Annotated in this window: 12 protein-coding genes; 4 read left to right on the top strand and 8 right to left on the bottom strand. The window is 64.0% G+C overall.

The genetic code is table 11. The features are described from left to right. Window positions 1-54: 54 nt before the first annotated feature. Window positions 55-2,253 carry a catalase/peroxidase HPI gene (gene katG / locus AC1DPX_RS22670; protein ID WP_477239695.1) on the bottom strand — a complete coding sequence of 733 codons (2,199 nt, stop codon included), beginning with the start codon at window positions 2,251-2,253 and terminating at the stop codon, window positions 55-57. 153 nt (window positions 2,254-2,406) lie between these two features. Between katG and AC1DPX_RS22675 the strand changes: the two genes are divergently transcribed. Next, window positions 2,407-3,315, top strand: coding sequence for a hydrogen peroxide-inducible genes activator (locus tag AC1DPX_RS22675; RefSeq protein WP_477239696.1), 909 nt, complete (start codon window positions 2,407-2,409; stop codon window positions 3,313-3,315). Between the two features lie 9 nt (window positions 3,316-3,324). Here AC1DPX_RS22675 and AC1DPX_RS22680 read toward each other — a convergent pair whose 3' ends face one another. From AC1DPX_RS22680 to AC1DPX_RS22695, 4 genes are read right to left on the bottom strand one after another with little or no spacing between them, the layout of a single operon-like run. Beyond that, window positions 3,325-4,077 (bottom strand): amino acid ABC transporter ATP-binding protein, encoded by a 753-nt coding sequence (locus AC1DPX_RS22680; RefSeq protein WP_477239829.1) that lies wholly within the window; start codon window positions 4,075-4,077, stop codon window positions 3,325-3,327. A 50-nt stretch (window positions 4,078-4,127) separates the two neighbouring features. Further along, complete coding sequence (locus AC1DPX_RS22685; RefSeq protein ID WP_477239697.1) at window positions 4,128-5,069, bottom strand: amino acid ABC transporter permease; 942 nt, start codon at window positions 5,067-5,069, stop codon at window positions 4,128-4,130. 57 nt (window positions 5,070-5,126) lie between these two features. Further along, on the bottom strand, window positions 5,127-5,984 hold the full coding sequence (locus tag AC1DPX_RS22690; protein ID WP_477239698.1) for an ABC transporter substrate-binding protein: 858 nt from the start codon (window positions 5,982-5,984) through the stop codon (window positions 5,127-5,129). A gap of 31 nt (window positions 5,985-6,015) precedes the next feature. Continuing rightward, a complete protein-coding gene (locus AC1DPX_RS22695; RefSeq protein WP_477239699.1) occupies window positions 6,016-7,029 on the bottom strand; it encodes an isopenicillin N synthase family dioxygenase in 1,014 nt (337 codons plus the stop codon). Window positions 7,030-7,132: 103 nt separating this feature from the next. Here AC1DPX_RS22695 and AC1DPX_RS22700 point away from each other — a divergent pair, with 103 nt between their 5' ends. Beyond that, complete coding sequence (locus AC1DPX_RS22700; protein WP_477239700.1) at window positions 7,133-8,077, top strand: nucleoside hydrolase; 945 nt, start codon at window positions 7,133-7,135, stop codon at window positions 8,075-8,077. Window positions 8,078-8,180: 103 nt separating this feature from the next. Further along, window positions 8,181-8,855, top strand: a complete 675-nt coding sequence (locus AC1DPX_RS22705; protein WP_477239701.1) for a TetR/AcrR family transcriptional regulator — start codon at window positions 8,181-8,183, stop codon at window positions 8,853-8,855. Between the two features lie 44 nt (window positions 8,856-8,899). Here AC1DPX_RS22705 and AC1DPX_RS22710 read toward each other — a convergent pair whose 3' ends face one another. Beyond that, window positions 8,900-9,424 carry a hypothetical protein gene (locus AC1DPX_RS22710; protein WP_202355856.1) on the bottom strand — a complete coding sequence of 175 codons (525 nt, stop codon included), beginning with the start codon at window positions 9,422-9,424 and terminating at the stop codon, window positions 8,900-8,902. 99 nt (window positions 9,425-9,523) lie between these two features. Between AC1DPX_RS22710 and AC1DPX_RS22715 the strand changes: the two genes are divergently transcribed. Next, window positions 9,524-10,432 carry a LysR family transcriptional regulator gene (locus tag AC1DPX_RS22715; RefSeq protein ID WP_477239702.1) on the top strand — a complete coding sequence of 303 codons (909 nt, stop codon included), beginning with the start codon at window positions 9,524-9,526 and terminating at the stop codon, window positions 10,430-10,432. Window positions 10,433-10,478: 46 nt separating this feature from the next. Here AC1DPX_RS22715 and AC1DPX_RS22720 read toward each other — a convergent pair whose 3' ends face one another. Then, a complete protein-coding gene (locus AC1DPX_RS22720; protein WP_202355858.1) occupies window positions 10,479-11,582 on the bottom strand; it encodes a calcium:cation antiporter in 1,104 nt (367 codons plus the stop codon). Window positions 11,583-11,649: 67 nt separating this feature from the next. Next, on the bottom strand, window positions 11,650-13,422 hold the full coding sequence (locus AC1DPX_RS22725) for an AMP-binding protein (protein WP_477239703.1): 1,773 nt from the start codon (window positions 13,420-13,422) through the stop codon (window positions 11,650-11,652). Window positions 13,423-13,427 lie beyond the last annotated feature (5 nt).

Genomic DNA, 13,427 nt, shown 5'->3' on the forward strand with positions numbered 1-13,427 from the left:
AAAAGGCGCGGGCCATGGCCCGCGCCTTTTTTATTGGATAGAGCTTTGTCTGGATCAGCCGGCGATGTCGAAACGGTCGGCGTTCATCACCTTGGTCCAGGCCACGACGAAGTCTTTCGCGAACTTCGCCTTGGCGTCCGCCGTCGCATAGACTTCGGCCAGCGCGCGCAGCTGCGAGTGCGAGCCGAAGATCAGGTCGGCACGGGTGCCGGTCCATTTGACTTCGCCGGTCTTGCGGTCGCGGCCTTCGAACACGTCCTTGGCATCCGACGTCGCCTTCCACTCCGTGCTCATGTCCAGCAGGTTGACGAAGAAGTCGTTGCTCAGCGTTTCCGGCTGTTTGGTGAACACGCCGTGCTTCGACTGCCCGGCATTGGCGCCGAGGACGCGCAGGCCGCCGACGAGGACGGTCAGTTCCGGCGCCGTCAGCGTCAGCAATTGCGCCCGGTCGACCAGCGCCTCCTCGACGGTCAGCCGCTGCTTGCCGCTGACATAGTTGCGGAAGCCGTCAACAGTCGGCTCCAGCGGCGCGAAGGAGTGGATGTCGGTCTGCTCCTGCGAGGCGTCCATGCGGCCTGGCCAGAACGGAACGTCGACGCTGTGGCCGGCGGCCTTTGCGGCCTTCTCGATTGCCGCGTTGCCGCCGAGAACGATCAGGTCGGCAAGCGAGACCTTCTTGCTGCCGGTCTGCGAAGCGTTGAAGTCCTTGGCGATCGCCTCGAGCTTGCCGAGAACCTTGGCGAGTTCGGCCGGCTGGTTGACGGCCCAGTCCTTCTGCGGGCTGAGGCGGATGCGCGCGCCATTGGCGCCGCCGCGCTTGTCGGAACCACGGAAGGTCGAGGCCGAAGCCCACGCCGTCGAAACCAGCTGCGACACGGACAGGCCGGAAGCCAGGATCTTGGCCTTGAGCGCTTCGGCATCCTGCTCGTCGATCAGCACATGATCGACCGCCGGGATGATGTCCTGCCAGGGCAGCTCTTCCTTGGGAACCAACGGGCCGAGATAGCGGGCGACCGGGCCCATGTCACGGTGGGTCAGCTTGTACCAGGCGCGGGCGAAAGCGTCGGCGAACTGATCCGGATTCTCATGGAAGCGCTTCGAGATCGTTGCGTAGGAGGGATCGAAACGCAGCGCGAGGTCGGTGGTCAGCATGGAGGGTGCGTGGCGCTTGGCCGCGTTGTGTGCGTCCGGCACCGTGCCGGCGCCGGCGCCACCCTTCGGCGTCCACTGATGCGCGCCTGCCGGGCTCTTGGTCAGYTCCCAATCGAAGCCGAACAGATTGTCGAAGAAGTTGTTGCTCCATTTGGTCGGCGTCGTCGTCCAGATGACTTCCAGACCGCTGCCAATGGCGTCACCGCCCTTGCCGGTGCCGAATTTGCTCGCCCAGCCAAGGCCCTGCTGTTCGATATCGGCGCCTTCCGGCTCGACACCGACAAGGCTCGCATCGCCCGCACCATGGGTCTTGCCGAACGTATGGCCACCGGCGATGAGGGCTACCGTCTCCTCGTCGTTCATCGCCATGCGCGCGAATGTGTCCCTGATGTCGCGCGCCGCGGCCAGCGGATCCGGATTGCCGTTCGGSCCTTCCGGATTGACGTAGATCAGGCCCATCTGCACGGCGCCGAGCGGGTTCTGCAGGTCACGGTCGCCGCTGTAGCGCTCGTCGGCCAGCCACTTGCCTTCGGGGCCCCAATAGACGTCCTGCTCGGGCTCCCAGACATCGGCGCGGCCGCCGGCGAAACCGAAAGTCTTGAAGCCCATCGATTCCAGCGCGACGTTGCCGGTGAGAATCAGAAGGTCGGCCCAGGAGATCTTGCGGCCATATTTCTGCTTGATCGGCCACAAGAGCCGGCGTGCCTTGTCGAGGTTGACGTTGTCAGGCCAGCTGTTCAGCGGCGCGAAACGCTGCTGGCCGGCCCCGGCGCCGCCGCGGCCGTCGGCGATGCGGTAGGTGCCGGCGCTGTGCCACGCCATGCGGATGAACAGCGGCCCGTAATGGCCGAAATCGGCCGGCCACCATTCCTGCGAATCCGTCATCAGCGCATGCAGGTCCTTGATGACGGCGTCGAGGTCGAGGCTCTTGAATTCCTCGGCATAGTCGAACGCTTCGCCCATCGGGTCGGACAGGGACGACTGCTGGTGCAGGATCTGGACGTTCAGCTGGTTCGGCCACCAGTCACGGTTGGTCCTGCCAACGGCTCCGTGCGCGACCGGGCATTTGCCCGCGCTTTTGTCATCGGTGTTCGCGTCCATCTTCAGTCTCCGATTTTGCCGAGGTTTGATTTGATTTTTTGCCAGGATTTTGGGGCCGGCCAGCGACCGCACCAAACTGGAATGATTCCAGACTAGGCCGCATTGTTGATAAAAACAAATTGCCTTTCCTGTTCATTTCGATAGGATTTTCTTATGATAGGATTGACAGTTCGCCAGATGCATTATTTCGAGGCGCTGGCGCAGACGCTGCATTTCGGGCGTGCGGCAAAACTGGCCGGTGTCAGCCAGCCGGCGCTGTCCTCGCAGATCGCGGAGATGGAACAGAGGCTGAACTGCCGGCTGTTCGAACGTGGCGGCAAATCGGTGCGCATGACCGACGAAGCGATCGCGCTTTTGCCGCGCATCGAACGCATCCTGGCCGACATACGCGATGTCGAAACGACGGCCAGGCGCGGCCGCACCGCCATGGAAGGGCGCTTCCGGCTGGGCATCATTCCGACCGTCGCGCCCTATCTCCTGCCGCGCGCCCTGCCCGGGCTGAAACAGCATTTCCCGGCCTTGCTGCTCGAATTGCGCGAGGCGGTCACCGCCTCGCTGGTCGAGGACATCGCCTCGCGCAAGCTCGACGCTTTCATCGCGGCCCTTCCGCTCGACCATCCCGGCCTGGTCACCGAGGCACTGTTTCCCGACCGGTTCTTCCTTGCCGTGCCGGCCGGCGATCCGGCCTTCGCCTCGCCGCCGGTTCCGCCCGAAAGTCCGGCGCTGGAACGGCTGATGCTGCTGGAGGAAGGCCATTGCCTGCGCGAACAGGCGCTCGCCGTCTGCGGCAATGTGCGGCCGGTGGCCATGGCCAGCTACGGCGCCACCAGCCTGACCACGCTCCTGCAGATGGTGGCGCATGGGCTCGGCGTCACGCTCATCCCGGAAATGGCGACCGGGCCCGCCGGCACCATCCCCGACCTCAAGATCGTGCCGTTCCAGGAGCCGATGCCGCAGCGCATGATCTGCCTCGCCTGGCGGCGGAACAGTGCAAGGCATGGCGAATGCGTCGAACTCGCCAAGATCATCCGCGGGCTGGGCGCGGCAATGCTGGCAGCTTGAAGCCAAGCATCAGAGAACCCGGGACAGGAACTCGCGGGTGCGCGGCGATTGCGGGTTGGCGATCATCTCGCGCGGCGCGCCGCGTTCGACGATCACACCGCCATCCATGAAGACCAGCTGATCGCCGATCTCGCGGGCAAAGCCGATCTCGTGGGTGACGACGACCATCGTCATGCCGCTCTCCGCCAGATCGCGCATCACCTGCAGAACCTCGCCGACCAGTTCCGGGTCGAGTGCCGATGTCGGCTCGTCGAACAAAAGCACCTTCGGCTTCATCGCCATGGCACGCGCGATCGCCACGCGCTGCTGCTGGCCGCCGGACAGTTCGCGCGGATAGCGGTCGACCTTGTCGGCGAGGCCGACGCGGCGCAGCAGGACTTCCGCCTCGGCCTTGGCCTGGTCGACCGGGGTGCGCCGCACCTGCGTCGGCGCCTCGATCAGGTTCTCCATCACCGTCATGTGCGAGAACAGGTTGAACGACTGGAACAGCATGCCGATCTCGGCCCGGCGCTGACACAGGAGATCGTCGTTGACCTCGTAGAGCTTGTCGCCCCGGAGGTCGTAGCCGACGAACTGGCTGTCCACCAGCAGGATGCCGCCGCTGAGTTTTTCCAGATGGTTGATGCAGCGCAGGAACGTGCTCTTGCCGGATCCTGATGGGCCGATGATGCAGGCCACCGAGCCTTCGGGCACGTCGAAGTCGACGCCCTTGAGAACCTCGAGCGACCCATAGGTTTTGCGCACGCCGCGTGCGAACACCATGGAATCGGCCGGCACGCCGAAGCGGGCGCGATTTTCGGACTTCACATCGCTCATCGGGCAACGCCGCGCAGGCTGATCAGATTGCGCAAGGCGCGCATCGTCACGGGTTCGCGGCGCGTGTCGCTGCGGCCGAAATGGCGCTCCAGGAAATGCTGCCCCACCGACATGATGCTGACCACGGCGAGGTACCAGAAGGCGACCACGATCAGGAGCGGGATCGTCTCGAAGGTGCGCGCATAGATGCTTTGCGCGGTATAGAACAGGTCATCGACCGCAATGAAGGTCACCAGCGACGTCATCTTCAAGAGGTTGATCGCCTCGTTGCCGGTCGGCGGCAGCACGAAGCGCATGGCCTGCGGCAGGGTGATGCGCTTCAGGATCATGCGGTAGGGCATGCCGAGCGCGCTCGCCGCTTCCGACTGGCCCGAGGGCACCGACTTGATGCCGGCGCGGATGATCTCGGCCATGTAGCCGGCCTCGCACAGCGAAAGCGCGACGACCGCGGAGAAGAACGGCGTCATGAAATCATTGGTGCGCACGGAAAACAGCGTGCCCAGGAAAGGCAGGGTGAGCGAGATTTCGCGCACCAGCAGAGACAGGTTGAACCAGAAGATCAGCTGGATCAGCGCCGGGACACCCCGGAAGAACCAGACATAGACGCCCGCGAAGCCACGCAACACCGGGCTTGGCGACACACGCATGATGGCAATGACGGTGCCGACCACGATCGCCAGCAGCATGATGATGACAGTGAGCACCAGCGTGTTGCCTAGGCCGCGCATGATCGAGGGGTGAAAGAGATAACCGGCGGCCGTGCCCCAGGCGAAGGCCGGGTTGCCGGCGAAGGCGCGGATGATCAGGAAGGCCAGCAGCAAGGCGAACGCCGTGCCGATCCAGATGCCATAGCGGCGCTGCGGCACGACGGTCAGCCGTGACACGGCGGCGGCAACGCTCGGCTCGACGCCGATCTCGGTTTGGTGGGCCATGCCCATCAATGGTCTCCTGGTTGTGGCCGGCGCCTGATCCTGGACCAGGCGCCGGGGAATTTTTTATTCGGCGCGCAGTGCGTCCATGGTGCCGACGAAGTAGGGTTCCTTGATCGCGTAGGCGCCCATGCCGTACTTTTCCAGGATAGCCTTGTAGGTGCCGTTCTTGAACAGTTCGGCGAGCGCTGCCACCATCATGTCGGCGGTCTCCTTGTCGTCCTTGGCGATCGCCATGCCGAGCGGCGCGACATCGTAAAGCGTCGGCAGCACCACCAGTTGGCCCTTGCTCGTCACCTCGAAATAGCTCGAAGCGGTTGCATCGTCCATGCGGGCGTCGACACGATCCGACAGCACGGCCTGGACGATATCCGTCGAGGAGTTGAAGACCGACTTCGCGATGGCCGCCTGGCCCTTGTCGGTGCACTCCTTGCTTAGCTTGTCGACCAGGAAGTCGGAGGCGCTGCCGGCCGAGACGCCGATGCGCTTGCCGCAGAGCGGGGTGTCGCCGCTGAAGCTCGCCTTCTTGTCCGGCGACGTCGAGACGGCGAGACCCGCCTTGAGGAACATGACGAAATCGACCTGCTTCAGCCGCTCGGGCGTGGCCGAGAACGTCTCCCAGGCGATCTTGAAGCGGCCGGCGGCAAGGCCGGGGATCATCGAGGGAAACGGCGTGCGCTGCACGTCGAGCTTGGCGTCGACGAGCTTGGCCACCTCGCCGGCCAGCTCGATGATGATGCCGGTCTGCTTGCCGTCGGCATCGAGATATTCGAACGGCGCATAGTCCAGCGTGTTGGCGACGGCGAGCGTCCCGCTCTGCTTGACGTCGGAGGATTTTGGCACCTCGGCGGCCCGGGAAATCCCGCCCCAGGCCATGGTGGATATCGCCAGCGCAAGGCCGGTCATTCGCAGATATGCATTCATTGCTGTTCCCCTTTCTTTTGCTTGCTTGCCGTTATGCGCCGGCGGCTTCCGCCGCCTTCTTCTTGCGGTAGTGATAGTTCTTGTCGATGCGCTCCATCAGATAGTCGCCGTAGAGCACCGGCCCGTATTTCGGCTGCGTGCCGGCCGGCACGCAGACCGGCAGCGCCTCGATCGTCTCGTCCATGGACGGATCGAAGAAGAAGGGCTGCGAATAGCGCTCGCGTCCCGAGCGGTTGATGACCCGGTGCGGCGTCGAGACGAACTGGTCGTTCGACCAGCGCGCCAGTATGTCACCGACATTCATCACGAAGGAATCCGGGACCGGCGGTGCCGGAACCCAGTCGCCGGCCTTGTTCTTGACCTCGAGGCCGCCGACATTGTCCTGCGCCAGCAAGGTGATGAAGCCGTAATCGGTGTGCGGCGCCGAACCGAAGAGCCCCTCTTCCTGGGGCTGCGTCGGATAGTGCAGCAGCCGCAGGAATGTCGTCGGCTGCTCGAAATAGCGGTCGAGGCTGTCCGGGGGCAGCCCGAGCGAGAGCGCGATGGCGCGGACCATCTTGCGGGCGAGCGTGCCCATCTCCTGGACATAGCGCTCGATCGTTTCCCTGAAGCCGGCAAGCGCCGTCTCGTCCGGCCACTGGTTGGGGCCTTGCAAGGGTTTGTCGGCCAGGGCCCGAGGATCGTCGGCGCCGACCTCGTGCATGAAGAAGATCGATTCGCTCTGGTTGGGCTTGCTGACGGTGGCCACCGACGAGGTCACGATGGTCGAGCCGGCAAAGGGCAGGAAGCCTCGGAAATTCTTGTCGATCTTCAGCTTCGCCTTTTCCTCCTCGGGCAAGGCAAAGAAGCGCTTGCTGGCTTCGCGCACGGCTTCGACATCGGCGCGCGGAATGGGATGCCCGGTGACATAGAGGAAGCCGACCGTCTCGAGATAGCGGCGCAGCGTCGCCGCCGTCGCCCGGATCGCCCCCTCATCGTCGCCATAGAGCGCCGAAACGTCGAGGATCGGAATTTCGGAAAAATCGCCGCGCTCTTGTGCATCCATTTTCGAACACCCTGTCTTGAACATAAGATACAGTACTGTATTTCTACACATCCGAACGGCCTCATCAATAGGCTTTCGATCGCAAAAGGAAGAGCGCTGAAACATGGCACCACGCAAGATCATCATCGACACCGATCCGGGCCAGGACGACGCCTTCGCCATCCTCTTCGCGCTGGGCTCGCCGGCCGAACTCGACGTGGTCGGCATCACCACGGTCGGCGGCAATGTGCCGCTTGCCCTGACGTCGAAGAACGCGCTGAAGGTGGTGGAGCTTGCCGGGCGGCCCGATGTGCCGGTCCACGCGGGATGTCCGGCGCCGATGGTGCGTAAGCTGATCACGGCCGAATATGTCCACGGCGAAACCGGCCTCGACGGCGCCGACCTTCCCGAACCGGTGACGCCGCTGCAGGACGAACACGCGGTCAATTATCTCGTGCGCGCGATAATGGACGCGCCGGAGGGTGAGTTGACCGTCTGCACACTCGGGCCAATGACCAATCTCGCAATGGCCATGACCATGGAGCCGAGGATCGTGCCCCGCCTGCGCGAAGTCGTGCTGATGGGTGGCGGCTTCTTCCAGGGCGGCAACGCCACGCCGGCCGCCGAGTTCAACATCTTCGTCGACCCGCATGCAGCGCACAAAGTGTTCGACAGCGGCGTGCCAGTGACCATGGCCGGCATAGACTGCACCTACACCGCGCTGATGACGCCCGAATGGCTCGACCGCCTGCGCGCCACCGGCAGCCGGGCGGCGATCGAGGCCGCCAATCTGGCCGACTTCTATCGCCAGTACGGCACGCACAAATTCGAAACGCCGGCGCGCCCCATCCATGATGCCTGCGTCACCGGCTATCTGCTGGCGCCGCAGATCTATGAGCAGCGCCAGTGCGCGGTGACGGTCGACATCGTCTCGCCGGAGACGATCGGCATGACCGTCGTCGACTGGTGGCATGTCACCGGCCGGCGGAAGAACTGCAACGTCCTGCGACGCATCGATCCGGCGCCGTTCTTCGAACTCATGCTGGAGCGGATCAGCGCATTGCCCTGAGCTGCGCCTTCCGCGATAGATGAGCGCTTGAAGAATCGCGAAGCGCATCGAAGCCGGCGAACGGGTTGCAGGCGTCGCATATGGCGATGAAGGTCTTGATCAGATGAAAGCGGACCCTGCCCCGGCCCGGGCCAAAAGACCGACCAAGGCCGCTCCGCCTGCGAAGCCGGCGCGACAGACGCTCAGCCGCGAGGCCTGGATCACGGCCGCGCGCAAGGTGCTGGAGAAGCGCGGCATCGGCGAGGTCAAGATCGACCGCCTGGCGCACCAGTTCAAGGTGACGCGCGGCAGCTTCTACTTCCACTTCGCCAGCCTGGCCGACCTTCGCGACGGCCTGCTGCAGGAATGGCGAAACACCAATTGTGCACCCTTCTGGGCGATGCGCGACATCCACGACATAGACGGCCTGCAGTTCTTCACCGACATCGTGCATGTCTGGGTCGATGAGGCGCCGTTCAGCCCGCTGCTTGATCTCGCCATACGCGACTGGTCGCGAACGTCGAAGAAGCTGGCGCAGGAGGTCAAGGACATGGACGATCTGCGCATCGCGCTGTTGATCCGCTCCTTCCGCGCCATGGGCTATCCCGAGGACGAAAGCCTGGTCAGGGCGCGTATCACCTACTTCCACCAGATCGGCCAATATGCGCTGTCCTTCAAGGAGGATCCGGCGGTGCGCAGGAGCTACCAGCCGCTGTTCGGAGAGGTGCTGCTCGGACCGCTCGTGCAGGAGCCGGGCTCGGCCCCGCGGCCATCGGAGATGCAGAGCGGACGGCGTTAGCAAGCAATGGCGGGCTGCGGCGCGTCCATCGGACCTCCGATGATCTAGGAAGCAGCCGCATCACCTGCCATGGCGCGAGTGGCTTCCTGGTGGGGACGTAGCAGAAAATAGAACGCGGCGACGTGCGTGATCATCAACAGCGGCACGTAGATGACCGGGATGGCGTAGGTGGCGCCAAACAATCCTGCATGGGCAGGAAGGTCGGCCTGGATGGCGTGGTAATAATCGACGATGAGGTCGACCATCCCCACGACATTGAAGGCGACGACGAACGGCCAGAAGAGCTGGCGTATCCGCACCGAGAGCAACGCCAGCATGGCCAGCACCCCGGTTGCGAAGTCGCCATAGGCGGCAAAGGTGGCGAATCTGGCCGGCAGATCGGGGCTGACGACGCCCGGAAGCATGAAGACCAGTCCGAAGAAGCGGAAACTGTGCAGCGTGGCGATAGCGCGTTGCGCCGCCATCCGATCCATCGAGTTGAGCCATGGCAGGCCATACGCGCCGAAGCAGAGCAGCCATGCGATATAGCCTAGAACGAGATGGGTCTGGAACAGTATTTCCGTAGGCATTTTGACCTCCTGTCGGCAGCTGACGCGCGGCCCCTGGCTTCTTCTGATTATCTAGACCCGCTTCCATCGTTCGACTATCCGCTGTAATCACAACAAGCCATGAAGCAGAACTACACAATGCGGCACGGGGCGCTGGAGGGCGTCGAGGTGTTCCTGGCTGTCGCCAGGCGCCGCAATTTCCGCCGCGCCGCCGCCGATCTCGGTGTGACGCCGTCGGCCGTGAGCCAGGCGGTGCGCGCGCTGGAAGCCCGCATCGGTGCGGCGCTGTTTGTCCGCACGACGCGCAGCGTCGGTCTGACCGAGGCCGGTCAGCGTTTCCTCGACCGTGCCGGCCCCGCCTTCGAGGAGATCGTCGCGGCCGGCGAGGCCGCGCGGGATGTCGGCCAGCGGCCGACCGGCCTGCTGCGCCTGTCGGTGCCGCGCGCCGTCGTGCCGTTGATCCTCGAGCCGGTGATCGCATCGTTCTGCCAGGCCTATCCCGAAGTCGAACTGGAGATCGCCGCGAGCGACGAGATGGTTGATCTGGCGACCGGCGGCTTCGATGCCGGCATTCGCCTTGGCCAGTTCATCGCAACCGACATGGTGGCGGTGCGGCTGACCCCGTCCTTCTCGTTTGTCGTCGTCGGCAGTCCCGACTATTTCGAGCGCCATGGCCGCCCCGAGCGTGTCGATGATTTGCGTCACCACGCCTGCCTGCGCCTGCGCCGTTCGAACGGCGCGATCGCGCCCTGGACGTTCGTCGACGGCAACGAGGCGATCGAAGCGATGGTCTCAGGTCCGCTGATCGCGCATGACTACCCGACATTGCTCGGGGCCGCGATGCGTGGGATTGGGCTGGCGCAGATCCCTCGACCGGTCGCCGGGGGTCCGATAGGCCAGGGAACACTCGAGCCGGTGCTGGACACCCTCGCCGCGACGACGCCGGGAGTCTTCCTCTATCATCCCGGCAAGCGCCAGATCCTGCCGAAGCTGCGCGCCTTCATCGACCACCTGAAATCCGGGATCTGAGATAGCGAAGGATGCCGGAGCCCGATTGGTCACTTGTACCAGGCTCTCACGGTATAAATATCAGAAACACATAGGTAAAAAAGACGACAAGATGGACCATTCCGGTCAGAAACGTCGTTCTTTCAGTGCTGAAGCTTACGTTGCATATGAAAAGCGCCAGGACCAAAAGGACCGCATCGGCAGCCGGCAGCCCCAGGGTCAGTCCCCTCCCCGTCAGCAGGCTGGCGGCCGCGACTCCCGGTATGGTCAGGCCGATCGTGGCGCAAGCCGAACCCATCGCGACATTCAAACCGCGCTGCAGCTCGTTGTTGAGTGAAGCGCGCACCGCCGAAATGGCCTCCGGCATCAACACCAGCCCCGCGATCATCGCCCCCACAATGCTGTCAGCCTGGGTAACCTGATAGGCAACGAGCGTATCTTCGACACTTGCCGCGACTTGCTCGGCGAGCATGACAATTCCGATCAGCCCGGCCATCAGCAGCAGAGCGCTGGCGGAGATGTTCTCGTGAGGCGCGGCGCGCACAGAGACGTCGTGTGGCTGCCCCTGGATAAAGTCTTCCCGGTGTCGGACGGTCTGCGCGAACACGAAGCTTGCATAGAGCAGCACTGAGAGGACGCTGACGAAACCAAGTTGGGCCGCCGAAAACGTGCCGGGATCCGTGGCCTGGGTGTAGGTCGGCAGAATAAGCGTCATGACGGTCAGCGCGATCAGAACCGCCAGATAGGCACTGGTCCCTTGCCGCACGATGGCCTGCTTGCGATGACGCCAGCCGCCAAGCGCGAGACACATGCCGACAACGCCGGTGGATGCGATCATCACCGTCGAGAAGACGGACTCCCGCGCCAGCGTCGGGTTGTTCTCTCCATGCAGCATCATGGAAACAATGATCGACACTTCGATTGCCGTGACGGCAAACGTCAGCACCAGCGTGCCGTACGGCTCCCCTACCCGCCGAGCTACCGCCTCGGCGTGGTCTAGCACCACGAAAATGGTGACGAACATGATCGCACACGACAGCGCGCCGACAAGGATCCTGGCGTTCAGCGCACCCTGGTCCACCGACAGCCCGCTGGCTCTGACCGCGACAGCCATCGCCAGCGCGGCGAGGGGCATCGCGTAGGAAATCGCCGATCGTCCGAAACCAGTCATTCAAGCCCCTGTGCGCTTCTGCGACCTTGGCGGCATTCACGCACCGACAGATCAAGGCGCCCACCCCTCACGCCGTCTTCTGCGTCACCAGCCCCAATTCCTCCACCATCGCCTGGCGCATCAGGAACTTCTGCGGCTTGCCGGTCACCGTCATCGGCAATTCGGTGCGGAAGCGTATGTGGCGCGGGATCTTGTAGTGGGCGATCTGGCCGGCGCAGAAGTTCCTGATCTCCTGTTCCGTGGCGATCTGGCCGGGCTTCAGCACGATCCAGGCGCACAGCTCCTCGCCATATTTTGGGTCGGGAATGCCGAACACCTGCACCTCCCTGACCTTGGGATGGCGGTAGAGGAATTCCTCGACCTCCCTGGGATAGACGTTCTCGCCGCCGCGGATGACCATGTCCTTGACCCGGCCGACGATGTTGCAATAGCCCTCCGCGTCGATGGTCGCGAGGTCGCCGGTGTGCATCCAGCCGTCGGCGTCGATCGACTCGCGGGTCTTTTCGGCGTCGTCCCAATAGCCCTTCATCACCGAATAGCCGCGCGTGCAGAGTTCGCCCGGCGCGCCGACCGCGACAGTGGCGCCATCGGCATCGATGGCCTTGACCTCGACATGGGGATGGATGCGCCCGACGGTCGAGACGCGCTTTTCCAGCGGGTCGTCGACGCCGCTCTGGAAGGAGACCGGGCTGGTCTCGGTCATGCCGTAGGCGATGGTCACCTCCGACATATGCATCAGCGACACCACCTTCTTCATCACCTCGATCGGGCATGGCGAGCCGGCCATGATGCCGGTGCGCAGGCTGGAGAGATCGAAGGTCGGGAAATCCGCATGGTCCAGCATGCCGACGAACATGGTCGGCACGCCATAGAGACCCGTGCAGCGTTCCTGCGCCACGGCCTTCAGCGTGCCGCCGGGGTCGAAACCCTCGCCCGGAAACACCATGGTCGCGCCCTTGGTGACGCAGCCCATCGTGCCCATCGACATGCCGAAGCAATGATAGAGCGGCACCGGGATGCAGAGCCGGTCGTCGACGGTGAGTTTGATCGCCGAGGTGACGAAATTGCCGTTGTTGACGATGTTGTGGTGCGTCAGCGTCGCGCCCTTGGGGGCGCCCGTCGTGCCCGAGGTGAACTGGATGTTGATCGCATCGTTTGGTTTCAGCCCTTCGGAAATGCGGTCGAGGCTGTCATGCTCGTCGCGGCCGGCCATGGCCAGCACGTCGGCGAAATTGAACATGCCCGGCGAATTGTCCTCGCCCATGCGGATGACGATTTTCAGCGCCGGCAATTTTTGCGCCTTCAGCTTGCCCGGCGTGGCCTTGGCGATTTCCGGTGCCAGCGTCTCGATCATGCCGAGATAGTCCGAGGTCTTGAAGCTGGCCGCGGTGACGAGCGCCTTGCAGCCGACCTTGTTCAGCGCATATTCGAGTTCGGTCAGCCGGTAGGCCGGGTTGATGTTGACCAGGATCAGGCCGACGCGGGCGGTGGCGAACTGCGTCACCAGCCATTCCCAACGGTTGGGCGACCAGATGCCGACGCGCTCGCCTTTCTCGAGGCCCAACGCCAGGAAGCCGGCGGCGAGCGCATCCACCGTGTCCGACAGCTCGCTCCAGGTGAAGCGCTTGTCCTGGCCGACGAAGACGGCGGCATCCTGCGTGGCGTATCTGCTGGCGGTGTCGGAGAAAAGGGCTGGAATGGTCTTGTCGAGCAGCGGCACCTTGCGCTCGCCCGACACATGCGCCCTGCCGTCGACAGGTGCGATGAAAACGCTGCCGGCGCGCGCGCCGCGGCCGCGCAGATTGGTGGCGTTCTTCAGCTCGTCGAGATTGACCGGCATCGCTG

It is taken from the genome of Mesorhizobium sp. 01N446 (genome assembly GCF_056399285.1).